At 43.0% G+C, this 22,810-nt stretch carries 18 protein-coding genes, 1 tRNA gene and 5 pseudogenes; 20 read left to right on the top strand and 4 right to left on the bottom strand.

Features of this window, described 5'->3' with window-relative positions:
* Positions 1-84 precede the first annotated feature (84 nt).
* The 6 genes from O1Q74_RS02515 (at position 85) to O1Q74_RS02490 (ending at position 5,822) form a co-directional block, all read left to right on the top strand.
* The gene (locus tag O1Q74_RS02515) at positions 85-1,386 is read left to right on the top strand and encodes an anaerobic C4-dicarboxylate transporter (RefSeq protein WP_225086808.1); all 1,302 of its coding nucleotides are present in this window, start codon (positions 85-87) and stop codon (positions 1,384-1,386) included.
* A gap of 150 nt (positions 1,387-1,536) precedes the next feature.
* Positions 1,537-1,869, top strand: coding sequence for a divalent cation tolerance protein CutA (gene cutA, locus O1Q74_RS02510; protein WP_271875948.1), 333 nt, complete (start codon positions 1,537-1,539; stop codon positions 1,867-1,869).
* Positions 1,845-3,578 carry a protein-disulfide reductase DsbD gene (locus O1Q74_RS02505; RefSeq protein ID WP_271875947.1) on the top strand — a complete coding sequence of 578 codons (1,734 nt, stop codon included), beginning with the start codon at positions 1,845-1,847 and terminating at the stop codon, positions 3,576-3,578. The genes cutA and O1Q74_RS02505 overlap by 25 nt, the downstream gene beginning before the upstream one ends.
* 43 nt (positions 3,579-3,621) lie before the next feature.
* Positions 3,622-4,197, top strand: coding sequence for a transcriptional regulator (locus O1Q74_RS02500; protein ID WP_271875946.1), 576 nt, complete (start codon positions 3,622-3,624; stop codon positions 4,195-4,197).
* A 126-nt stretch (positions 4,198-4,323) separates the two neighbouring features.
* Positions 4,324-4,399 (top strand) — tRNA-Phe (locus tag O1Q74_RS02495).
* Positions 4,400-4,562: 163 nt separating this feature from the next.
* Positions 4,563-5,822, top strand: a complete 1,260-nt coding sequence (locus O1Q74_RS02490) for a tyrosine-type recombinase/integrase (RefSeq protein WP_271875945.1) — start codon at positions 4,563-4,565, stop codon at positions 5,820-5,822.
* Between the two features lie 906 nt (positions 5,823-6,728).
* Here the strand turns inward: O1Q74_RS02490 and O1Q74_RS02485 are convergent.
* The gene (locus O1Q74_RS02485; protein WP_033570620.1) at positions 6,729-6,950 is read right to left on the bottom strand and encodes a helix-turn-helix domain-containing protein; all 222 of its coding nucleotides are present in this window, start codon (positions 6,948-6,950) and stop codon (positions 6,729-6,731) included.
* Positions 6,951-7,070: 120 nt separating this feature from the next.
* On the opposite strand from O1Q74_RS02485, the gene O1Q74_RS02480 reads away from it, so the two are divergent.
* The 5 genes from O1Q74_RS02480 to O1Q74_RS02460 all read left to right on the top strand — a co-directional run bounded on the left by O1Q74_RS02480 (position 7,071) and on the right by O1Q74_RS02460 (position 10,694).
* A complete protein-coding gene (locus O1Q74_RS02480; RefSeq protein WP_039477842.1) occupies positions 7,071-7,331 on the top strand; it encodes a helix-turn-helix domain-containing protein in 261 nt (86 codons plus the stop codon).
* A gap of 103 nt (positions 7,332-7,434) precedes the next feature.
* Entirely contained in the window at positions 7,435-7,695 is a 261-nt protein-coding gene (locus O1Q74_RS02475; protein ID WP_033570618.1) for a helix-turn-helix domain-containing protein, read from the top strand.
* Between the two features lie 55 nt (positions 7,696-7,750).
* Complete coding sequence (locus O1Q74_RS02470; RefSeq protein ID WP_271875944.1) at positions 7,751-8,338, top strand: hypothetical protein; 588 nt, start codon at positions 7,751-7,753, stop codon at positions 8,336-8,338.
* A gap of 101 nt (positions 8,339-8,439) precedes the next feature.
* Positions 8,440-9,738, top strand: coding sequence for a DUF3644 domain-containing protein (locus tag O1Q74_RS02465; protein ID WP_180783085.1), 1,299 nt, complete (start codon positions 8,440-8,442; stop codon positions 9,736-9,738).
* A gap of 281 nt (positions 9,739-10,019) precedes the next feature.
* The gene (locus tag O1Q74_RS02460; protein ID WP_271875943.1) at positions 10,020-10,694 is read left to right on the top strand and encodes a hypothetical protein; all 675 of its coding nucleotides are present in this window, start codon (positions 10,020-10,022) and stop codon (positions 10,692-10,694) included.
* Between the two features lie 254 nt (positions 10,695-10,948).
* Here the strand turns inward: O1Q74_RS02460 and O1Q74_RS02455 are convergent, their stop codons facing one another.
* Both O1Q74_RS02455 and O1Q74_RS02450 read right to left on the bottom strand, forming a co-directional pair.
* On the bottom strand, positions 10,949-12,091 hold the full coding sequence (locus O1Q74_RS02455) for a Fic family protein (protein ID WP_271875942.1): 1,143 nt from the start codon (positions 12,089-12,091) through the stop codon (positions 10,949-10,951).
* Positions 12,092-12,405: 314 nt separating this feature from the next.
* The gene (locus O1Q74_RS02450; RefSeq protein ID WP_271875941.1) at positions 12,406-13,590 is read right to left on the bottom strand and encodes a hypothetical protein; all 1,185 of its coding nucleotides are present in this window, start codon (positions 13,588-13,590) and stop codon (positions 12,406-12,408) included.
* A 672-nt stretch (positions 13,591-14,262) separates the two neighbouring features.
* Here O1Q74_RS02450 and O1Q74_RS02445 point away from each other — a divergent pair.
* Positions 14,263-15,521 (top strand): annotated as a pseudogene (locus O1Q74_RS02445) (tyrosine-type recombinase/integrase).
* 347 nt (positions 15,522-15,868) lie between these two features.
* Positions 15,869-16,533, top strand: a pseudogene (locus tag O1Q74_RS02440) (transposase); the annotation flags it as partial.
* Here O1Q74_RS02440 and O1Q74_RS02435 read toward each other — a convergent pair.
* Positions 16,526-17,155: pseudogene (locus O1Q74_RS02435) on the bottom strand (IS4 family transposase); the annotation flags it as partial. The pseudogenes O1Q74_RS02440 and O1Q74_RS02435 overlap by 8 nt on opposite strands.
* 82 nt (positions 17,156-17,237) lie before the next feature.
* Between O1Q74_RS02435 and O1Q74_RS02430 the strand changes: the two are divergent.
* The 7 genes and pseudogenes from O1Q74_RS02430 to O1Q74_RS02400 form a co-directional block, all read left to right on the top strand.
* Positions 17,238-17,609 (top strand): annotated as a pseudogene (locus tag O1Q74_RS02430) (MobC family replication-relaxation protein); the annotation flags it as partial.
* A 58-nt stretch (positions 17,610-17,667) separates the two neighbouring features.
* Positions 17,668-17,912 (top strand): annotated as a pseudogene (locus O1Q74_RS02425) (transposase); the annotation flags it as partial.
* 368 nt (positions 17,913-18,280) lie between these two features.
* Complete coding sequence (locus tag O1Q74_RS02420; protein ID WP_271875940.1) at positions 18,281-18,406, top strand: hypothetical protein; 126 nt, start codon at positions 18,281-18,283, stop codon at positions 18,404-18,406.
* A gap of 56 nt (positions 18,407-18,462) precedes the next feature.
* Positions 18,463-19,383, top strand: a complete 921-nt coding sequence (locus O1Q74_RS02415) for a cupin-like domain-containing protein (protein WP_271875939.1) — start codon at positions 18,463-18,465, stop codon at positions 19,381-19,383.
* Between the two features lie 30 nt (positions 19,384-19,413).
* Positions 19,414-20,637, top strand: coding sequence for a hypothetical protein (locus O1Q74_RS02410; RefSeq protein ID WP_271875938.1), 1,224 nt, complete (start codon positions 19,414-19,416; stop codon positions 20,635-20,637).
* Positions 20,621-21,574, top strand: coding sequence for a HesA/MoeB/ThiF family protein (locus tag O1Q74_RS02405; RefSeq protein ID WP_271875937.1), 954 nt, complete (start codon positions 20,621-20,623; stop codon positions 21,572-21,574). Before O1Q74_RS02410 ends, O1Q74_RS02405 begins: the two co-directional genes overlap by 17 nt.
* On the top strand, positions 21,571-22,806 hold the full coding sequence (locus O1Q74_RS02400) for an MFS transporter (protein ID WP_271875936.1): 1,236 nt from the start codon (positions 21,571-21,573) through the stop codon (positions 22,804-22,806). The genes O1Q74_RS02405 and O1Q74_RS02400 overlap by 4 nt, the downstream gene beginning before the upstream one ends.
* Positions 22,807-22,810: the final 4 nt, after the last annotated feature.

Genomic DNA, 22,810 nt, shown 5'->3' with positions numbered 1-22,810 from the left:
AAGAACAGCGTGCCTTTATTTTTTGCTGCATACGGCCATAAGAATAAGTTATGAAATTTTTATTATTAATTAAGGAGCATAGTCATGCTTGGTCTTGAGTTATTCATCGTTCTGCTCGCCATCTATTTGGGGGCACGACTGGGAGGCATCGGCATTGGTTTCGCCGGTGGCCTGGGAGTGCTTGTTCTTACGCTAGGGTTTCAGATAAAGCCCGGCGTAATCCCTTTTGATGTCATTGAAATTATCATGGCCGTTATCGCCGCCATCGCCGCGATGCAGGTGGCAGGCGGAATGGATTATCTGGTCAGTCTGGCGGAGAAACTGCTGCGTAAGCACCCGAAATACGTCACCTTTCTCGCCCCGCTGGTCACCTATTTCATGACGATTCTGGCCGGGACTGGACACACCGCGTTTTCCACCCTGCCGGTTATCGCCGAAGTCGCCAAAGAGCAGGGGATTCGCCCTTCTCGTCCGCTCTCTATCGCCGTTGTCGCCTCGCAAATCGCCATTACCGCGTCGCCAATCTCTGCGGCGGTGGTGTTTGTCGCGGGTATTCTTGAGCCGCACGGGGTCAGCTATCTGCTGCTGTTGGGCATTTGTATTCCGACCACGCTCGCCGCGATCCTGCTGACGGCAATTGTGACCAACTTCCTGGGCAAAGAGCTGAAAGACGATCCGATCTATCAGGAACGGCTGAAAAAAGGCGAAACCACGCTGCGCGGTAATAGCCAGCATGAGATCAAACCGGGTGCCAAACTTTCCGTGATGCTGTTTCTGATCGGCATCGTCGCTGTCGTTCTGTATGCCACAGCGATCAGCGGTACGGTAGGGCTGATCCAGAACCCGGTTCTGCCGCGTAACGAAGCGATTGTAGTCTTCATGCTGACTATCGCCACGCTGATTTGCATCACCTGCAAAATCGACACCGCGCGCATCCTCTCTGCCAGCACGTTTAAGTCCGGCATGAGCGCCTGTATCTGCGTGATGGGCGTAGCCTGGCTGGGCGATACCTTTGTTAAAGCACACATTTCCGATATTCAGGACACCGCAGGCGCGCTGCTGCAAAGCTACCCGTGGATGCTGGCCGTCGTCTTGTTCTTCGCCGCTACGCTGCTTTACTCTCAGGCGGCCACCGCGAAAGCGCTCATGCCTGCGGCGCTGCTACTGGGCGTGTCTCCGGTCACGGCCGTGGCGTCTTTCGCGGCGGTTTCTGCCCTGTTCGTTCTACCAACCTATCCAACCCTACTGGCGGCGGTGGAGATGGACGACACCGGCTCAACGCGCATCGGCAAGTTTGTGTTTAACCACTCCTTCCTGATTCCCGGCGTGCTGGCGATTACGCTGTCGGTGATATTTGGCTTTATCCTCGGCAGCATCCTGATCTAAAGATTGCCTTTCAGACAGTCCCCCGCGGATCGGCTTAACCCGTCGATCCGCCTCATTCTCCCCCGCGCAGTTCATTCCCTTCAAACAATAAAGCAAGGTATAGTGTGGTTCTGGTTGTCTGGAATTTGTTCATCTGACACGGAGGATGTAATGTCTGACCGCCCGCTTTGCGATGCTGTCGTCATATTGTGTACCGCACCTGACGACGCCTGCGCGCAACGGCTTGCCCATTCGCTGCTGGAAACGCGACTCGCCGCCTGCGTCACCCTGCTGCCCGGCGCACGTTCGCTATACTACTGGGAAGGCAAGCTCGAACAGCAATCAGAAGTACAAATGCTGATAAAAAGCGATACCTCACATCAGCAAGCGCTGCTGACTCACCTGAAACAACAACACCCATACGATACACCGGAGCTATTAGTTCTGCCGGTATCCGGGGGCGATAGCGATTATCTGACATGGCTCAACGCATCTTTACGCTGATTTTCCTGTTATGGACGGCTTTTAGCCCCCCCAGTGTGGCCGCCTCTTCTTTCGGCCAAAAGTTATTTGGCAACAGCACTACATCACGCTTTTTGCCGGTCGATGGTGCTTTCGCTTTTGAGTTTCAGCAGCAGGAGAACCAACTCAACCTGCGCTGGGATATCCATCCCGATTACTATCTGTACCGTGCGCAAATCAAGATCGAAGGAAACGGCACCACGCTCGGCCAGGTAGAACTACCGCAGGGCGAAAGCCATAACGACGAGTTTTTCGGTCAGGTCTTTATTTTTCGAGATCGATTGGCGCTAGCGGTTCCGATTGAACGGGCTGAAGACGGTGCAACAATTAAAGTTACCTATCAAGGTTGCGCCGATGCGGGCTTCTGTTACCCACCGGAAACACGTACCGTTCCTCTCAGTCAGGTGCTGACTAGTGCAGGTACAGTCTCCCCGCTCGCAACCACATCAAGCCAGACCGCACCACCGCAGAGCACGCCGAGGCCGTTCTCGCCGTGGTGGGCGCTGTTGATTGGTATAGGCGTCGCCTTCACACCTTGTGTCTTACCGATGTACCCGCTGATTGCCAGTCTGGTACTGGGCAGAAAAGAACAACTGACACCACGTCGAACGCTGCTGCTGTCGATGACCTACGTTCAGGGCATGGCGCTGACTTACACGCTGCTCGGGTTGGTTGTCGCCGCCGCCGGGTTACACTTTCAGGCCGCGCTCCAGCATCCTTATATTTTGATTGGTCTGTCAGTCATGTTTGCTGCGCTGGCGCTGTCCATGTTTGGCCTCTATACGCTCCAGCTCCCGTCATCGGTACAAACCCGACTGACAGAGTGGAGCAACCGTCAGCAGGGCGGCTCCGTCACGGGCGTATTCTTCATGGGCGCACTGGCTGGACTCATTTGTTCCCCCTGCACCACCGCGCCGCTCAGCGCCATCCTGCTTTATATCGCCCAGAGCGGCAACATGCTGGCAGGTGGCGGCACACTCTATCTCTACGCGCTCGGCATGGGTTTACCGCTCATTCTGGTCACGCTGTTCGGCAACAAACTGCTACCGCGCAGCGGCCCGTGGATGCAGTACGTTAAGGAAGCGTTTGGCTTCATTATTCTGGCACTGCCCGTCTTCCTGCTGGAACGCATTCTGGGTGAAACGTGGGGAATGCGCCTGTGGAGCGCGCTCGGCATCGCCTTCTTCGGCTGGGCGCTCATGCTGACGCTGCGCAGCAGCAAAGGCTGGATGCGCGGCGTGCAGCTACTGCTGCTGGCAGGTGTAGTGATCAGCGCCAAACCGCTGCAAGACTGGGTATTTCCTCCGGCTGGCGTGGCGCAAGCTCATACCTCGGCACTGAACTTCGCCCCTGTCGCCAATATTGCCGATCTCAACAGCGCGCTGGCAAAGAGCGCTCAGCCTGTTATGCTCGATCTTTACGCTGACTGGTGCGTTGCTTGCAAAGAGTTCGAGAAATACACGTTCAGCGACCCAGCGGTGCAAAACCATCTGTCGCGCATCACGCTGCTACAGGCGGACGTCACCGCTAACCGCGCAGAACAAAACGCGTTGCTGAAAAAGCTACAGGTTTTAGGCCTGCCGACCATCGTATTTTTTGACGCTCAGGGGAAAGAAATCCCCGGCTCGCGCGTCACCGGTTTTATGAACGCTGAACAATTTCAGGCACATTTGCAGAAGTTCAGCCCATAAACGACACTTTCAATTCGCTTGTTGTGCTTCTGGAGGAGACCTAATGCAACGGGAAGACGTTCTTGAACATGCGCTTACTCTGCTGGAGCAGCACGGCTTTGCCATGACAACGCTGGATATGCTGGCGGAGAGGCTGGGGGTTCCGGTAGAAGAACTGACGCCATTCTGGCCAGATCGGGAGACGCTGCTGTATGACGGCCTGCGTCACCATAGCCAGCAGGTCGATACCTGGCGGCGTCAGCTTATCTTGGACGACGAGAAAAGCATCGAGCAGAAGCTGCTGGCACGCTATCAGGTGCTGCACGAGTCGGTGAACAAACAGCGCTATCCGGGCTGCTTGTTTATTGCGGCATGCAGCTTCTTCCCTGATATCGCCCATCCTATCCACCAGATTGCGGAACAGCAAAAGCTGGCGTCTTACCAATACACCCGCGATTTGCTGGAAGAGCTGGAAACCGACGATCCTGAGATGGTCGCGCAGCAGATGGAATTGATTCTGGAAGGCTGCCTGAGCAACCTGCTGGTCAAGCATCAAGCCGCCAGCATCGCCACTGCCCAGCGGTTAGCAGAAGATGTGTTACGCTTTGCGCTGTGCCGCAAAAACGGCGCACTCACCTGATTTCAGGCACAAAATGCGGTAAAGCCCGCATTTTGGCTGAAAAGTCGGCAGTCAGTAGGGTTTTCCGCGCTTTCGTTGATAAACCCGTTGACGCCACGCGGCCAATACGGTTTAATGCGCCCCGTTGCCCGGATAGCTCAGTCGGTAGAGCAGAGGATTGAAAATCCTCGTGTCCTTGGTTCGATTCCGAGTCCGGGCACCATATTTTTGTTTTGGGACGTTCCTATACGTCCGGGAACATAGAAAAATCAGTAAGTTAATGAAAATCTGGAGTACCTCAAGGTACTACCAGATTTTTTGACATCCGTAGTTTTTGGGGGCTTAATTGGGGGCCTGTCGGTTCGATAAACTACGGAGCCCCCACCATGCCTCTGACTGATACCGCCATCCGCAACGCCAAGCCGCTCGATAAACCTTACAAACTCAGCGACGCGCAGGGTCTGTACCTGCTGATTAAACCCAACGGTTCCAAACTCTGGCATCTCAAGTACCGCTTCGGCGGCAAGGAGAAAAAGCTGGCGTTTGGCGCTTACCCGACTGTCACGCTTGCCAGTGCCCGTAAGCTACGTGAAGAAGCCCGGACTATTCTCAGCGCAGGGGACGATCCCGGCGTAAAAAAACAGCACGACAAACAGGTAAAGAAAAACGGCAATACCTTTGAAGCCGTTGCCCGTCAGTGGGTGGGCGCCAACATTCGCTGGAGTGAGGCACACGCTGCCAAAGTACTGCGTTCACTGGAACTGCACGTTTTTCCGCTCATCGGCAATGTCCTTGTCACCGACCTGAAAACCGCCAACCTTCTGATCCCGCTGCGGGTAGCGGAGAAAAAGGGTTGTCTGGAAACGGCTGCACGGATACAGCAACGTACGACAGTCATCATGCGTTACGCCGTACAGGAAGGACTGATTGCCAGCAATCCGGCCAATGATCTCTGCGGCGCTATCACCCCGCCGCCGAAAAACCATTACCCTGCCCTGCCGCTTGAAAAGTTGCCGGAACTGCTGGAAAGAATAGAAGGCTATTCAGGCAGACTGCTAACAAGGTTGGCGGTACAGCTTAATTTACTGATCTTTATCCGCTCCAGTGAATTGCGTTTTGCCCGTTGGACGGAGATCGATCTGGATAACGCCATGTGGACACTTCCCGCACAGCGGGAAGCTATCGCTGGCGTGCGTCACTCAGAGCGCGGCGCAAAAATGAAAACACCGCATCTGGTGCCGCTGTCAAAACAGGCGGTAACGATACTGAAGCAGCTAAAACTGTTGTCCGGCAATGGGGAATTACTCTTTCCCGGCGATCACGATGCCCGTAAGCCAATGAGTGAGAACACCATCAACAAGGCGCTGCGCGCAATGGGTTATGACACACAGGTGGACATCTGCGGACATGGCTTCCGCACAATAGCGTGTAGTGCGTTGATCGAATCAGGTCGCTGGTCAAAAGATGCGGTGGAGCGGCAGATGAGCCATCAGGAGCGCAATCACGTTCGTGCCGCCTATATTCACAAAGCGGAACACCTCGACGAACGGACTCAGATGATGCAATGGTGGTCAGATTATCTCGATGCCTGCCAGCATCAATTCATCCCGGCTTACCGCTTTGAGAAGTCGATTAAGGTTGCCTGAGCCAGACTGATACACCGATGGAATAAGTCGCTTCTAATCGAACAGAGGCGGCTTATCTTGTTTCTCTACGCCGCTGTTGTATCAGGGCTGAGGCGGAGCGCAGCAGAGCGAGCACCGAACATCCCTGATACAACAGCGGGATTCTGTCATCATCAAAATTACCCGTGTTTACAGGGACAAGCGATATGACAGGCCGCCCTTGTATGGCTTTTTAATGGATGCGAACAGCAGAAATTAAAAAGTGGCGTGAGGCGAGTAAATTTCATTTCGTAGAAATGGCTAATTTGCGCCACCCGAACCCACACGCGAGCGTTCGCCCCCAAGGGGAACCGAGCAGGCCGGGGGGAGCCGAATAAATTTTGCCGCCCCAGCGAGCAAAAAGACGCGTCCACGCGTCGGTTTATTTGGGGGGCTTGCCCCGCACACCGTCGCCGCTAAGTCTCCGGCCACAAGCCGGTAGCGAGGCGCGACCAACCCATTTAAAGCAGCGTTTCCCGTTATTTCACACCGAGCTTGCGAGAAAGAGAAATAACAGGCTAAAACGCGCGTCTTAAAGGGGTTGGTCGCGCGTAGCGCGCGACGGTGTGCCGCTGTTGACCTTGGGGGTTTTGGCGTGGCGTCCAGCCGCGACATTACCCTCATGTGCCAGGCAATAAGGGCGTCCAGCCCGCATGAACTGGCGCACGCCGTTTTGTGCCGGGAAATGTATTTTCCGGCACAGGGCTGCATTGCTGCCACTGCATTCGCCTCACACTCTCGCCACATACATTCGCCCCATACCATAGGGCGAAGTCATGGGGTGAGAGCATGGGGCGAACAACAAAAGTAAACTGTCGCGCTTCGCTTGCCTTCTCCCGAACCGTTACCGACCTAGTTCGATAACGGTTCGGGAGATCCTGTTTTACTTTAACGATCTTCTGATTTGCGGTAACGGGAAGGCCAGATTTCCGCAGGTGAAACCCCCAGCGCTTCCGCAATCAGCTTTTCCCCTTTCGGCCAGTGTTTCGTTAACGCGTTTGCCAGCGTGGAAGACGCTAACCCCGCTTCTCGGGAAACGGCTGCCAATGTTGTTCCCTTCTTTCTTAACCCGGCGATGATATCTGCCGGGTGCCAATCCTGATCAATCATCTCCATGATCCTTATTTTGTGGCCTCACATTAAACATCATTTGTTCAGATAGTCTAAACAACTACGATGTTAAGTAATGCTAAACACTAAGTCAATGTATGATCATTGATGGTGTAATGGATGCTGCCTACTCGTCTCAAAGCCGCCCGACTACGGGCTAATCTAACTCAGGAAAAATTGGGAGTTCTTGCTGGCATTGAAGAAGAAACTGCGCGTTCCCGCGTGTCTCAGTATGAAGGTGGGATACATCGTCCAACATTTGAAATGATGTGCGCATTTGCAAAGGTACTTAATGTGCCGGAATGCTACTTTTACACCGTTAACGATGATTTTGCTGAGATGGTTCTGGAGCTTTACCTTAAACATCAGAGTCATTCTTAACGAATGCAAATAAATCCCCTTCTCGATTGTTCAGGAACTCTAAGCAACCTACATGTAAAGTAGTGCTAAACATGCTATCAATATCCTTATTGATGGTGCCATCATGTTGCCCATTCGCCTTAAAACGGCTCGTTTACAAGCCAATCTAACTCAAGAAAAGCTAGGCGTACTGGCTGGCATTGAGGAAGCCACTGCACGATCACGCATATCCCAATATGAAAGCGGTATACATCGCCCAACATTTGAGATGATGTGCGCGTTTGCTAAAGTGCTTAATGTGCCGGAGTGTTATTTTTATACGGTTGATGATGATTTTGCGGAGGTTGTATTGAAAGCACATAATCAATGGTCAAATAACCTTTAATATATTTAAATATAGAAATCATAGTATGCACAGATGATATATTTGGAGGGAAAACATGGGGCTTTATGTTCACTCACTTAATAATATCCCTAAAAGTGAAAACAGAGATTATCTAATATATTTGCTCGATTACGGATGGAATGAACCATTAGCAAAAGCTATAAATGAGAATTTTGATAAGATGGCAAGCATAGCTGCAAAAAATAGGGCTATTGTGATAAAAGGAACCGAACTTGCTCATTTTGAAAATGAAGTATTTTCATGGCATCAGATAAATAATGAAAAAGGAGATAACATTCTCCCAGCTATTTTAATAACCAATGCGCACCCATCCTATTTCAAGGAAAACAATTACGGATATAACAAGAACAAGGGATTATATAAAGAATCCAATTCAGGTGACCTTAAACTAGTATTAATTCCTATAAAAAAGTTTTGCACAAACACGACTGAAGTTATATCTCTCATTGGAAGAATATTTTCAGATATTGAGTCAGAAAAAGATCTTTCTGACTTTACAATAGCAAAAGAAATAAAAAAAGGAGTTGGTTCTGCGATCGTAGATTCAATAATACTAGAACCTAATATATCTGGTGTTGGGTTTAGTTTTAAAAAATTAATAACATATTTTCGAGAAAGATAATTATTGATAAATAAAAACAACATAAAAAAACTCAAGTAATTATAATAAATTTGAAAATATATTTATTCAAAAATAATAAATTCAAGATAAGGCATTATAGTATGAAAATTAACAAGAGCATTTCTGCACTTTATATTTTTTTACAAGATGCAGAAAAAAACCATAAGATATTTGATGAGTTTGATATTCTAAAAGCTACAGGCTGGAAGCCAGCAACATTTAAAACTTATTATGGAAAAGGTCAACTTTCTGAATTTATCAGTGAAAGCGGGAATAGTTCATTTGAGTCTTCAAATACACTAAGTATTTCTCTGATAGAGTTTGCCAAACAATTATCTCAGAGTAAACATATAATAGCTTTAGGACATAACTGCAAATCAAAGTTAGCAAAGGCATTATTGAAAAAGTCAAGAGACAATATGATATTAGCATTGGAGTTATATAATAGACCATCATTAGAAAATAAAATGGATGCGTTTGTTATGTGTTTTTGTACAGCATGGGAGCAATTTCTCAAAGCAAAAATAATTGAGAAAGATGGTGAAAAAACAATCTTTAAACAAACCAACAAAAAAGGAATTAAAGAAACAATTTCTTTAAGAGAATGTTTGGACAGGATTTATCCTGTCGAATCGAAAGTCAGAAAGAACATTGAGCAAATAGCTTATTTCAGGGATCAAGCTGTTCATTTGTTAATGCCGGAAGTTCAAGGTATTATATCGAGAATATTTCAGTCAGGTGTTTTGAATTTCACCTCTCATTTTGAAGAATTTACTGAGATATCATTTTTAAAAAACTCCCATGTGGGGATGATTTCATTAGTTGGAGAATTTAAATCCCCTCCAGTTGCAATGATGAAATCAACATATGGAAATATTGCTGATGACATACTTAACTTAACATCATCTTTATATAATGTTATGGAAAATAATGATGATATTGAATTCGCAATTCCCCTAAATGTAAAACTTGTTTTCGTGAAAGACTCAGAGGATGGGAATTCCATCATTCTTGCTAAAGCAGAAGAAGGTATGGAAGGGCTAAAGAAAGCACTTGTTATAAAACAAGCTGTTGATCGCTCTCAAACGCATCCATTTCTGCAAAAAAATGCTATAAAAGAAATCAATGATAGATTGCATTCCAGATATAGTGAAGATAAGTTGTCAAAATGTCTTACTTCGAAAAATAGAGAAGGTAAGTATGTAATAAATAGAAATTGTTTCGATGCGGTTATATGCAAAAATTCATGGAAAAATAGTAATAATAAATATCATCATAAAAATGAAAACCCAGAATATCACTACTACTCCATTGATTTAATTGAAATGTTTATAAAAAAGATCATGGAGCATGACGGATATCTAGTGAAAGCAAAAGAATCATATAATAGAAGAAAATAAAAAACATTAAGATAAATATAAAAAGTGTGCTAGATAATATTTTGTATGTTACTCCAACTAGTCGATGTAACGCTATCCTAAAACAAAGATGGCATTAATCTATGAGGGGGCAGGCCAATAGCTTTTCATCTATATCTTATAATAGATAATTATGCTATTACGGTATATTACATAAATTATTTCTGTATTTTCACATTAGTTATACATTCCATTAATTTTGTTATTACATATAAAAATATAACTTTAAAGAATGATTTTCATTGTGATAAGGATATAGTGAAATGAAAGAAAATAAATTTTTAGGATTAATAAAATTTTTTAGAAACGAGGATTTTTTAGAAAAATTAATAGAAGGATGTCTTTATTGTATACCTCCCGAAGTTTACAGATTAGCTAAACAAGAAGGTGTGTCTGATAAATTTGAGAGTTGCTCCTTCTCCTATAGAAAATCAAGGGGCGACGATGATATTAAATTAAAAATCAATGATATAGAATTGAAAGGCGTACATGGAGTTACCGTGCATAATGCTCAACAAAGAGATGCATGGATGCACTGTTGGTTTACATTAAGGTTACCTAAAGATGAAAACTCACTAAGCCAGCTAATCCAAGATATAGAAAAAATGAAATATCAATTCGGAGGGCATTATGCATTTATTCCTCCGCTAAAATTAAAGGAGTTGCTTGATCGATTAAAAAAACATAGTAAATTACCGTTTTCATCTTCTGAAGTTAAATATACTGGAGAGAGTTCTTTATGGGGAAATACTTGTAAATCCCTTGAGTACTCTTACCAAAGAGAATATCGTTTTATCTTTGGTGAATGCTCTGTTAGTGAGACAACCCCTTACATCATTAATATTGAAAGTGGTTTAGATGATCTAATTTTAAAAGATCCCGATATTAAGTTAAAAAGTAATGATGACAAACACGTCTGGCTTGATCTAAGCGCATGAAAAAACGAATCAATTTACCTATTGAACATATTACCATTTATTAAAATACTACAATACCAAATCCACACTACGCTCGTTGCAGATTATCAATCTTTAGTAAGGTTATAATACGGAGAACACTGCTATTTCAAGTCGGACCTAATACACATTAAAAAATTAGAAATTGTGATATATCACATTGTTACTATGTGGCATATCACAAATCTATATATGTAATATACTTTAGAATAATTATTCTATAATTAATTTTTATTTTACAAATCAGGAATAAACCCTTCTTCACGTAGTACCTTAATCACCCCACGGATCAGATATGAGTTCGAAAACTTCGCCGTATAGGAACGAGCTCCCTCTTCCACTGGTTGGAGCAGTCCCCGGTCAATCAATTTGCCGAGCTGATAAGTCACCTGCGCTGGTTTCATGTCAGGTAAAGCTGTGCGTAGATCACTCGCTTTTATCGTCCCCAACTCGACAGCGCGTTTCAGAACTTTAGATTCCAACGGGTTTATTAGCCCTCTTTCAGATGAAAAGTCGATCGCCGGATACAGTATTTTTGTACTCAAAAAAGCATGATTTGTCAGTTGATCGACTTTCTTCAACTCAGATGAGATACCCGAGAGTACATATAAACACCATTCTTCTAAGCCCTGCTCTGTTCCCTTATCCGCTAACGAAAGCATGGCGTAATAACGCTCACGATCATTACAGAATACCGCTGTCGGATTAAGAACCCGGCCACCTGCCTGAACATTAAAACCATATTTGATCAATAACGCATAGGTTAGCAATCTGACCGTTCTGCCATTACCGTTACCGAATGGGTGTATCCAGCCAAAACGGTGATGCACCAGTGCAATTTTCATCAGATCATATTTTGGTTTATCAGCACGGTTAATAAAGCCGGTCAGTTCTGACATATAGTCAGGAACGTGGATATGATCCGGCGGTAAATGGTCAGACTGAGCGATGCTGACGTTATGTTGTCGATAGGCACCGGGCGTTCTGTCGCCTTCCTGTTGCAACCCGACAACCGCCAGACTATGTAACTCGCGGATAAAATATTCCGTTATCTCATCACCATTATTTAGATGCTCGTCGATGAATTCCATCGCGGCTTCAATATTGTTGATTTCTTTGAGCTGATCCGTCGAACTCTGTGTTCCTTCGACTTTGCTTTCCACATAGTCGGCAAGTGTCGTATGGTTTCCCTCAATCCTCGCAGAGCCCAGACTCTCCAGCATGTGGAAAACGGCTTTCAATTGCGCAAACAGGATAGGGTGAACATCCGTTTCCAGTCTCAGATGCCGGAGTAACTCCAGCTCTGTCAGCGCATCGACTAAAGGGGAGTCAAAACTGGGGTTCAGAAGTGAGAGTTCAAAGTGATTAAATTGAGCCATGATGTTCAGTTATCTCAACGGGCGCATGACAGTATCTCAAAAGTATAGCAAAAATACTAATATAATCTATAAATTAGAAATAACACCACTTCTAGTTATCTCAAAAACCTTTGTTCAAACATATCAAATGTAAGTTTCGAAGATGTTCAATGTAAGGGGGATGGAACTAATGCAACATGGTTTTTTTAGCGCCGCTATGTGTGGAGTTCCCCCCACTATATGTGGACCTCAGGCCGTTATGTGTGGACCTGACTCCACACATAACTAAGGTAAGCGTTCCCGGCAGCTAATCTTTATTATTTTATCGCAAAATATCACTCCCTCACTTTCCCATTATCATCAAACAATGTATCCCATTGTTGAATATCACCATCGTCTAATACCAGACAGTCTTTGGTCATTTTTTTTAATTCCGCAATTTTCTTACTATCTGCAAACGGAACAAAAGATACGTAATCTCTCTCATATGTCTCATCCCTAATTTTTACCACTGCCATAGGACAAATCAGGTTTTTACTTTCCACAGAAAATACATTCACGCCTTTAATGTAAAAATGTTCTCCCATGTTTGATAGCACCTGAGTATCCCACGACGTTTTATGAAACATAGCAGGTTTATACTTTTCTCCGTTAATGAGATAAAAATGTGGTGTTTTACTAACAAGACCAATCGCATTGAGTGATGAATATATAAATATTGTTGAGATATTAGGGAAGAATAAAAATGTTACCAAAACCACACCCACAATTGCCAATGATATTTGATGAATGGCTGAAGCAATACTGCATTTTGTTCTTTCCATACTGGTAAAATAAATAATTGAAGGAAAGAAAGCAAGAAAAGAGAATGCAATCATAAATAACAGTGCAAAAATTACAGCAGTAGTACTTTCCCCTTTGCTAGACTGCATAAGGAATGAGATCGGGATAGAAATTGACAATGTCGCAGAAAAAGTTCCAAACATATTTACGAGTGTATGCGCGATAAAACCCCCTATATTACTTATTACACCATCATCTTTATTCCATTTAAAATTTCTCATTAACGTCAGGAATACAAAGCAAAATGACAAAAACAAAATAATTGAGACTATTAGAACAATCCCTGGTTCATATCTATTAGTTACTTCCGCCACCTCAGGTATGAATGGGATAAAAACCATAGCCAAATACAGTATGGATAAACACAAACATGCAGCAGGAAGCTTCGATAATACACTTACAGCACGACTGTTTTTTTCATAAGTTGACTTAATAACTATCAATATAGAACTGGGTACAATCAATGTCATTGAAATTGCCAGAGCAAATATCATAACTGAAACCAAAATCGACATAAGCCCAGCATTAAACGAAAGTATATCAGGGAAAATATCTACTCGCCCTATACTGTTCAAATAGCTCCAGACAACTACTCCTGATAACAAAACGACATAGGGAATAAGCTTAGCAACTCTTTTCCCCATTGCGCTAAGCATGTTTTTTACGTCCTCTGGCATCCCGACTCCTTGTATGTTCCATGTACGATAAAACGTTCAACTAAATCAACACCAATAAGTCTATTATTATCAACACTATGAAATTTATGGGATATTTTTTCCCAATGCAATAAAATCCTGTCAAGTTCAATGAATTGTGCCATCCCATTTTGTTCGTATCATCGTCCGATATGTGGAACAATATGTACCGACTTAAAAATCTTATAAATATAGGTAAGTAGCTAAACATTCACTGCGGGGAAACTTCCCACGTATATGCCGGAAACACGGAAGATTTAACTACAATCACTTACTACCTGTGGCAGGCAAAAATATAAAACCGTGTTTTAAATGAAAGGGTTCAGTGGACTGCGGATAGAATCTAACTACTTATACGGTTTTCGTGATAACTCTCACAAAACCAAAGCAATTTTATGTGGGGCCTTCGTGGGGGCGCTGTTTACGATAAATATCAACAAAATAGATAATTAACAGCAAGTTAATCATTAGTATGATCCCGAGTCCGGCACCACCTTTCCTTTTTTATGCCTCCTTATCAATTCCTATGTGTCTGTAATTCAATAAGTTGGCGTAAAAATCTTTTCCGATGCGTTTTGATTTATCCCTTCGTATCGGGGAATTTGTGGGTCAGATTGCGGGTCATTCAGTTCGATGAACGGGAGTGACCCTCACATGTTAACTGACAGCAAAGTCCGATCCGCGAAACCTCTCGCAAAATCTTATAAGCTCACCGACTCGCAAGGCCTGTACCTGACGGTATCCACCAGCGGCGCTAAGCTATGGTATTTCCGCCATCGCCTCGGCGGTAAAGAAAACCGTCTGGCTTTTGGTCCCTACCCTCAAACTACACTGGCGGAAGCCCGTGAAAAACGCGATGCAGCGCGTAAGCTACTGGCGTCAGGCATTAGTCCTTCTCAGCTTCGTAAATCGAACAACCCCGCCGTTGAGGAATCCCGCACCTTTCAGTATATCGCTCAGGCGTGGCACACCAGTAGCCTGAAACTCTGGTCAGACGCCCACGCCGATAAAATTCTTACCTGCCTGAAACGCTACGTTTTCCCCGCTATTGGCGCGATGGATATCGCGCAGGTTGAAACCCGCCATCTGGCGCAGTTGGTTAAGACAATTGACGATAAAGGCGTGCATGACGTCGCCGGACGGGTACGCCAGCATCTGACCAAAATCATGCGTCACGCCGTCCAGCAGGGCGTCATCAAATACAATCCGGCTTACGATTTAGATGGCGTCGTGACCCCGGTGGCGACCCAACATCACCCCGCCCTGCCGCTGAAACGCCTGCCTGAACTGCTGGAGAAGATGGAAAACTACAAAGGCCGGATGCTCACCCGTCTGGCGCTGGAACTGAATCTGCACGTGTTTCTGCGCTCCAGCGAACTCCGTTTTGCCCGCTGGGATGAATTCAACCTGAAAGCGCATATCTGGAGCGTGCCCGCCCAGCGCGAAGCGGTAGACGGCGTGCGGTTCTCAGAGCGTGGCGCAAAAATGAAGGATGAACATCTGGTGCCGCTGTCACGGCAGGCGGTCGCCCTGCTGAAACAGATTCAGGCGATTTCCGGCGAATCGGTCTTCGTTTTTCCCGGCGCACATACCCTGAACAAGCCGATGAGTGAAAACACCATCAACAAGGCGCTGCGCGTGATTGGCTACGACACAAAAACCGAAATCTGCGGCCACGGCTTCAGGACTATGGCCTGTAGCGCGCTGAACGAGTCCGGGCGCTGGTCAAAGGATGCCATTGAGCGGCAGATGAGCCACAAAGAGCGCAACGGCGTACGGCGGCTTACGTGCATAAAGCGGAACATCTGGAAGCCAGAATCGAAATGATGCAGTGGTGGTCGGATTATCTGGACGTCAACCGCGAAGGATATGTCGCGCCGTATATTTATGCGCGGAGTCATTCGGCTGGCTAACGCGCTGCGCTTGTTGGCTCCTGACGGGCTTTCTATGTGATAGAAAACCCGTCAGGAGCGTTGTCATAAAATCATTCGAGTATCTTTTAGCACCTGAGCATTCTGCCAAAGCCTTTTTATGAATCGAAGCCGAGTTACCCAATTTTCTAGCAGAAAAGATCTGAAAAAAATTTTATATATTACGATTAAAATACGAAGATATATTTTATTGGTTCGTTATTCCAAATGGGATATGTACTGAAGGAACTACGGAACTAGCAAGTTGCAGATGACTTGTAGTGGCACACTGAATTTGTCCACCTGAATAGAGGTGATATCATCACCTCACAGTCAAAACAGGTGACATTATGACCGGACGTAACAGACGTAATTTTAGCCCCGAGTTTCGCCTCGAAGCTGCCCAGCTTGTACTCGATCAGCACTACACCGTTGCCGCCGCTGCAACGGCAATGAATGTCGGCAAATCCACGATGGACAAATGGGTTCGACAACTGAAAGAAGAGCGAGCGGGAAAATCACCCACTGCTTCACCCATGACACCTGAGCAGATTGAAATACGTGAGCTAAAGAAAAGACTTCAACGCGTTGAAATGGAAAGGGATATATTAAAAAAGGCTACCGCGCTCTTGATGTCAGACTCCCTGAACAATTCTCATTAGTTGAGAAACTCAGGGCGCGGTTTCCTGTTGCCGTTGTGTGCAACGTGTTTGGGGTTCATCGCAGCAGTTATAAATACTGGCGGCAGCCCAGGAAGCCTGACGCCACGAGAGTGGCATTACTGAGCCTTGTGCGTGAAGTTTATCGCGAAAGTAACGGCTCAGCAGGAGCGCGAAGCATTGCCGCGATGGTCACCACCAAAGGTATAAAACTGAGCCGCTGGCGGGCAACAAAGCTGATGAAAGCGCTCAATATTATCAGTTGTCAACAACCTGGCCATCGTTATAAGAAGGCGTCTAAGGAACACATTGAGATCCCTAATTATCTGGCTCGCCAGTTTGCTGTTATTTTGCCTGCGCTGTTCCCTCGCAGTCTTTTACGGTCATCCAGTTCTCTTTGTCATGATGAAGGCTAAATTTAACCGTCCCTCTGATTCGACCAATAAAACTCCATCCCAGAAATTTGATATGCCGGAACCACGCGCTTTGAAAACCTGCATCGGTAATGACGGTGACTCGGGTATTCGGCGCGACAGCTTCCGCAAGGGCGTCAAGAAAGGTATTTTGTATCAGTACATTATTTTGTTTTTTTAACGGGACAACCTGACTCATTAAGGGGATGGCGCGCCCATCACAGATAAGGCTGGCACGGAGAACATGATATTCCTTACAGGGATAGCCGCTCCAGTCAACGGCGATGACGCACCACGACATAGGTTTCGTCATCATAGAAACAATATTATTAAATATCAGAGGGATATCACGATGAAGCGATGTGTTGCCGAGAAGACGGTCAATGCGTTTTATTTTATCCTTGACGCGAGCGGTCCCCGGCAGGTGACGTCCAATGCTGGTAAGGGAAAGTGTCGCGCCGTTCATCAGGGCAACGGTGGAATCGATAATGGCATTTTGCCGATATTGGTGCGTTGAGGCTAAAGCGTGACGGAAAAAAGTCTGGCATACTTTACGGGCAGGCATAGAGGTGATCTCATTGAGTTTTTTGGCGAAAATCAGTAGATCATAAAACTCTATGCCTGTCTCGTTTTCTGGGGATTCGTCAGCACTGTGGGGGATCACCAATGACGGATTATCCGTTGTTGCCACACCCCATGAGGATGGTTTTCCTGCACGGTTTGAGCCCTCGAAAGTCACTGGCTGGACGCTGATGCAGCGCCTTGATCGTCAGCTAGCACGGCTCCTTCTTGAGAAGAAAGGCGCTTATGGGTGGATCAGCGGCGCTGATTCAACATTCCGCAGCCGCTATGAGGTATATCATCACCCGGCTGGGGTGATAACGTTACCAGACGGAACCGTCATCGCCGTTGAGACTGAACGCCATCTGAAAACCAAGGCCCGTTATCAGGCGATTATCACCCAACATTTGATAACTCGTACTCAAAAACATTGGATGTACGTCTTTGACCTGCTCCCCGTTGATTAATACACCGCGATGTTAGTAATGTCTTCATAAGCCACATGAGGACATCCCCATGAAGAAGCATTTTTCCGACGAACAGATCATCAGTATCCTCCGTGAGGCTGAAGCCGGGGTTTCTGCCCGTGAGCTCTGCCGCAAGCACGCTATTTCCGACGCCACCTTTTATACCTGGCGTAAGAAGTATGGCGGTATGGAGGTATGGAGGTGCCCGAGGTTAAGCGCCTGAAGTCGCTTGAGGAAGAGAACGCCAGACTCAAGAAGCTGCTTGCCGAAGCCAACTTCTTGAGTAGGGCGCTCTTTTCTCTAAACGACTTAATGCGCTTAACCTTAGGGACATTCATGCCAATTATAAATTAGTTAGATTTTGTAATGCGGAAGATTGCAAAAACTTAAGAAAAGGAAAACTGAATAGGTTAAAAAGCAGCCAATAAAGTTATGGAAAAAGATTCCATATCTTATTCAACAAAAAAAAACCAACAACAAGTATTTTATATTGTTTTTTTATTTAACTTGGGTTTAAAAACTTACAATAACTAATTATTGTATTTTTTATGTGCTTATTCATTAATTTTTAATTAAATGTATTCAAAAAATATTTTTATTTGTTAGATTTACTTGGCTACAAAAACGATACACGGTATTAACAAATTAATAAGGAAGTTTACATGAATCAGAATCTCCGCGAAGAAGCAAAAGAAACGAAATGTGCAGAAGAAGAACATGATGTTACATTTTTTCTGGAAGGTGTAAGTGATGAGTTAATGATTGAGTTGTTGAATCGTCGCTGCTAAATCTTTAGATGAAGGCGCTCTTATGAGCGCCTTTATTTCATATCAAGGAAATGATAATGCTCAAATCCATAGCCAGAATTAGAAAAGAAGAATTTGATATTTTCTTAAAAGAATATTATTTAAAGGAAATTCCAGTAATCGTTGAAGGGATGACTGAAGGTTGGGAAGCAAAAGAAAAATGGAATCTAGACTACTTCAGAAATAACTACAAAGATACAGTAGTTCCCGTTGCGTACTATCACATTGAACGCCCCGAGTACAGTAAAAGAGAAAGGGAGTATCTTAAACTAGGTGATGTCATAAAAAACTTAGAAGATCATCAAGAAAAATTTGATCTCGGAACTGATAATGAAACTATCAGGAAACATTGTTATGTTGTGGGATGGGATATTGAGAGTAAAAATCCGGAATTATTAAATCAAATAAATATGGATGAGCCACACTTCATAAAAAACTGGATAGACCGCTTACCGAAATCTGTAAGATTGCCACATACTGATTTATTTATAGGTTCTTCATATTCATCCACTCCTTTACATACTGACTCTTTTTTTGTAAATCCAATGTTAACCGTCATCTTTGGTAGGAAAAAAATTAGAATTATAAGTCATAAGTATACAAGTTTAGTAAAAAATGGTATGGACATATTTGACGAAGAAATCGCAACGAAAATTACGAATGAAGGTGGTGAGATTTTCGAATGTGATCTTGAAGCAGGCGATATGATCAGTTTTCCTCCTGGTTGGTGGCATGCTGTAAAAAATGATGGAATAACCATTGCTTTTCAAAATCTCCATGTAGATAGTTATAGATTCCCTGTTTTTGAAAAAGAAATAAGAAATATGTATGAACCTACACTTAATAAGTTAAAGAATCTGGCTAATGAAGCAAAATATGAAATGGGAAGTTTTGGGCCAAGCGATTTCTCCAGTTATAAAGCTAGCGGATTTAAAGAAAAAAAGTTTTCTCGTTATTGATTTGCAATAAATTACGCCAAGGTTTTTTTCATGAAAAGGATTTCTGTAGACTCTATTCCGAAAATATCTGAGCTTTGCTATGATTATGCTTCTTCACAAGTATATTCCAAGTGTGCACTAACTTTATTAAAGAGTGAAGTAGACCCTCTGCCAGGTTATAAGCCTAGTTATCACGGGGAAATAGAATCGGAAAATGAAAGATCTTTTACTGTAGTTTTAAAAGAAGCGAAGACGTATGAAGACGGTAAAGAAGTTAATACGTCACATTACTTAGAAAGATTGGAATACCTTCAGCAAAAGAACCCTTTAATAAATGCAACTATCTTGAATGGCATATCTATTGAATCTGATTCTTCAAAAATAGTCTTTTCCTCAAAAGGAGCATTAGCGCCTTTAAAAACCTTAATGTCAACTATCTTGTTCACGCCGAAACCTAAGCATTCACCATTTATTTCAGCCGGAGAATATACTCTTAAAAATACTGGTGAAAATATATGGTGCGCAGAGAACAGGCAAGAACGAGATGATAAAGTACAATTCATTACTATCAAAGATACGGGTGATAATTATCGTCTTTGCGAATCTGGTTACCTTGACCAAAGTGCAGACACAGCAACAATAAATAAAAACTGTATAATAAAAGGTTATTCTTCTAATTCTAGAATGCCATCATTGCATGCATATCTAGTATTTGAGGGTAAACTTGCTAAAGCAAATCCAGAAATGAGATTTTTTGTTTGCTCAATAATTTCTGAATGCATGCATATGATTAAGTCTGCGTCAAAGTGGGTAACTACAATAGAAGAGTTAAATTTCAATTCAACTCTCCCTATGAGAAGTAAATATAAAAATTACTTCAAACAGAACCCTTTGGTGTTAACATATAATGATTTTTATCCAAATGTCACTGTTGTTAATCTTATTAGTATGGCATTGTCGACATACGAAATTAATCATAAACTAATACATGATGACTACTACAGACCTAGTTTTACAGCTGATGTCAGACTATCCATAATCAAAGGTTTAATTCCTGGAGTATGGGGCCAATTTGCAAGTTTGATTTTCACTCCCGTTTTAAGATCTGAAAGAGATGTTTTGCAAAGGAACATAAATATTTTAAGGAAAGAAGAAAATATTGAAAATTTAAAAAGTGAAATATCTCTTAATTCTCTGTATTTATGCCCATTTTTATATCTTGGCGAACTGACATCATTTTTCTACAGGAGAGAAAAAATTGAAATTGCGTGCTGATTGCAATGTTATTAAGCAAGGGGATTCATATAAAATATATAATGAAATAAATTCTTTTCTATTGGAAGATTTAACTGAAACACAGCTTTTTAAATTAAAAAAATCGGTAACCGAAAATGTAAATCTTAATGAATATTTTACTCAGAATGTCTTAGAAAATCTTTTTGAAAAAAGTTTATTGGTTATAGAGGATGAGACTCTGTCAGACGAGCTTGAACAGTCTCAGTATAAATGGTTTTCCTATTTAGATAATAAGCAGATAAGCTGGATTGATTTTCGAAACTTGAGGATTGCTATTTTAGGGTGTGGTGGCATAGGCGCATTGGCTAGTCAAACATTAGCAGCTGCAGGTATAAAAAATTTTATATTAATAGACCATGATAATGTTAGCCACAATAATCTTAATCGACAGTTCACTTACAATAAATCAGATATAGGGAAACTGAAGGTAAACGTATTAAAAGAGCTTTTTACTATGAATTCTAGTGAAGTTGCAATCGATACTTATTGCGAATACATAACCGATAGCACAAGATTAGCTGAACTTTGTTCATCGGCAGATATTTTACTTTGTTGCGCCGATAAACCGGTCAATACAATAAACAAAATTTGTGCTGAATTCAGTTATCTAACAAAAACCCCAGTAATATTTGGTTCAGTGGGATTTATGAATGGTTCAATTGGGCCTCTAATAAACACGCCCAAATCAGCTTTTAACTATAAGCGGGCATGTGAAGTTTTAGAAGCCAAAAAAGAAAAATTGGAATTTGAAATAAATCATGCTTCTAATGGAGCAACGAATTCTATCATTGCAAATATTGTTGCAATGGAAGCTATATTTTACTTCACATCTATTCATAAATGCATGACCATTAATACATGCTTGAATATGGACTTTACATCTCTTGAAACTAAAAAGATATTTACGATAAAATGAATAACATAACGAAATTTAATTATTTTAACTGGTTGTATTATCTATCAATTTCACTCTTGAACAGTGATGTAAAACGCGGTGTTTTTGTTATTTACCTTCTTGGTGCGGGCCTAACAAATACAGAAATTGGTTTTATCCAAACATCACTTTTCTTAGCCATAATGTTGGGAGAAATACCGTCAGGAATTATAGCTGATAAGTATGGAAGAAAAAGTTCTTTATTGCTTAGCTTTATTCTTATGATTACATATGGCATTGGTTTTTTCATTTTCACAGATTTCATCCCATTTTTAATCATGTTCATAATTCATGGCTTGTCTTTCAGTTTGAAGTCCGGAGCAGACCAAGCTTTACTTTATGATCATCTTAAGAAAATTGGAAAACAACATTCGTTTATAAAAATAAATTCTAGGGCTCGTGCAATTAGCGCTTTAACTGTAGCAGGCTCAATGGCTCTTGGTGGAATGATAAAAGATATTACTTCATGGAATATGCTTTTCTCAATATATATACTATCGAAAATTTTAGGCGTAATAGTATGCTCTTTTTTATTTGAAGATAAAATAGATGTTAAGCATGAAAATAATGACGAGGGTCATCAAGTAGATGACAATGAAAAATTCACATTAAAAAATTTTTTTCTATCTAAAAAAGGATTGAGTTTGCTACCTCTTTTCATAGGTTTTTCATTGTATGAAGCAGTTTTAACTCCCCTATATAATTATGGTCAAGCACTTTTAAATAATGCAGGCTATTCATTATCACTTATAGGTTTTTCATATGCGGCAATTGAATTAGGTAATTCTGGTTTATATCTTCTGTCTGGTAAGGTGTCTAAGTTAATCAAATTCACTACATTAGTAATGGTGACTTTTTTTATGTTATCATTGTCTTTGTATTTTTTACCTATCTCAGGTAAGTATATGTTAGCATTTTTTACAATCACATTCTGCTTACCTTCATTCGTAGACATGATCTATTTAGACTATGTCAATGAACATTATCCTTCTGAAATCAGAGCATCTTGTATATCTGTAAATGGTTTTATAAGCTCAATGTTCATTGGTGCTGCTTACTTTATTTATGGTTTCTTAATTGAGCATTTTACTATTGCGAATTCAGTCATGTATTCATCATTTTTAGTTCTTATTGCATTACCTATATCTCTTTATGGATTGCATAAATTGAACTCTGCTGATGAACATCACCACATCAAAGAATTGAATCACTAGTTTA

It is taken from the genome of Pectobacterium sp. A5351, assembly GCF_028335745.1.
GTDB lineage: Bacteria > Pseudomonadota > Gammaproteobacteria > Enterobacterales > Enterobacteriaceae > Pectobacterium.
Note: the sequence above shows the minus strand (reverse complement) of the source record. Positions and strands in the feature narration are given on the sequence as shown.

Bases quoted from the DNA above. Each gene is read 5' to 3' on its own strand.
- O1Q74_RS02505 (WP_271875947.1), top strand. From the start codon at position 1,845: ATGGCTCAACGCATCTTTACGCTGATTTTCCTGTTATGGACGGCTTTT.
- cutA (WP_271875948.1), top strand. From the start codon at position 1,537: ATGTCTGACCGCCCGCTTTGCGATGCTGTCGTCATATTGTGTACCGCA.
- O1Q74_RS02410 (WP_271875938.1), top strand. From the start codon at position 19,414: ATGAAAAGGATTTCTGTAGACTCTATTCCGAAAATATCTGAGCTTTGC.
- O1Q74_RS02400 (WP_271875936.1), top strand. From the start codon at position 21,571: ATGAATAACATAACGAAATTTAATTATTTTAACTGGTTGTATTATCTA.
- O1Q74_RS02485 (WP_033570620.1), bottom strand. From the start codon at position 6,950: ATGATTGATCAGGATTGGCACCCGGCAGATATCATCGCCGGGTTAAGA.
- O1Q74_RS02465 (WP_180783085.1), top strand. From the start codon at position 8,440: ATGAAAATTAACAAGAGCATTTCTGCACTTTATATTTTTTTACAAGAT.
- O1Q74_RS02475 (WP_033570618.1), top strand. From the start codon at position 7,435: ATGTTGCCCATTCGCCTTAAAACGGCTCGTTTACAAGCCAATCTAACT.
- O1Q74_RS02500 (WP_271875946.1), top strand. From the start codon at position 3,622: ATGCAACGGGAAGACGTTCTTGAACATGCGCTTACTCTGCTGGAGCAG.
- O1Q74_RS02460 (WP_271875943.1), top strand. From the start codon at position 10,020: ATGAAAGAAAATAAATTTTTAGGATTAATAAAATTTTTTAGAAACGAG.
- O1Q74_RS02415 (WP_271875939.1), top strand. From the start codon at position 18,463: ATGCTCAAATCCATAGCCAGAATTAGAAAAGAAGAATTTGATATTTTC.
- O1Q74_RS02450 (WP_271875941.1), bottom strand. From the start codon at position 13,590: ATGCCAGAGGACGTAAAAAACATGCTTAGCGCAATGGGGAAAAGAGTT.
- O1Q74_RS02515 (WP_225086808.1), top strand. From the start codon at position 85: ATGCTTGGTCTTGAGTTATTCATCGTTCTGCTCGCCATCTATTTGGGG.
- O1Q74_RS02480 (WP_039477842.1), top strand. From the start codon at position 7,071: ATGCTGCCTACTCGTCTCAAAGCCGCCCGACTACGGGCTAATCTAACT.
- O1Q74_RS02490 (WP_271875945.1), top strand. From the start codon at position 4,563: ATGCCTCTGACTGATACCGCCATCCGCAACGCCAAGCCGCTCGATAAA.
- O1Q74_RS02455 (WP_271875942.1), bottom strand. From the start codon at position 12,091: ATGGCTCAATTTAATCACTTTGAACTCTCACTTCTGAACCCCAGTTTT.
- O1Q74_RS02470 (WP_271875944.1), top strand. From the start codon at position 7,751: ATGGGGCTTTATGTTCACTCACTTAATAATATCCCTAAAAGTGAAAAC.
- O1Q74_RS02420 (WP_271875940.1), top strand. From the start codon at position 18,281: ATGAATCAGAATCTCCGCGAAGAAGCAAAAGAAACGAAATGTGCAGAA.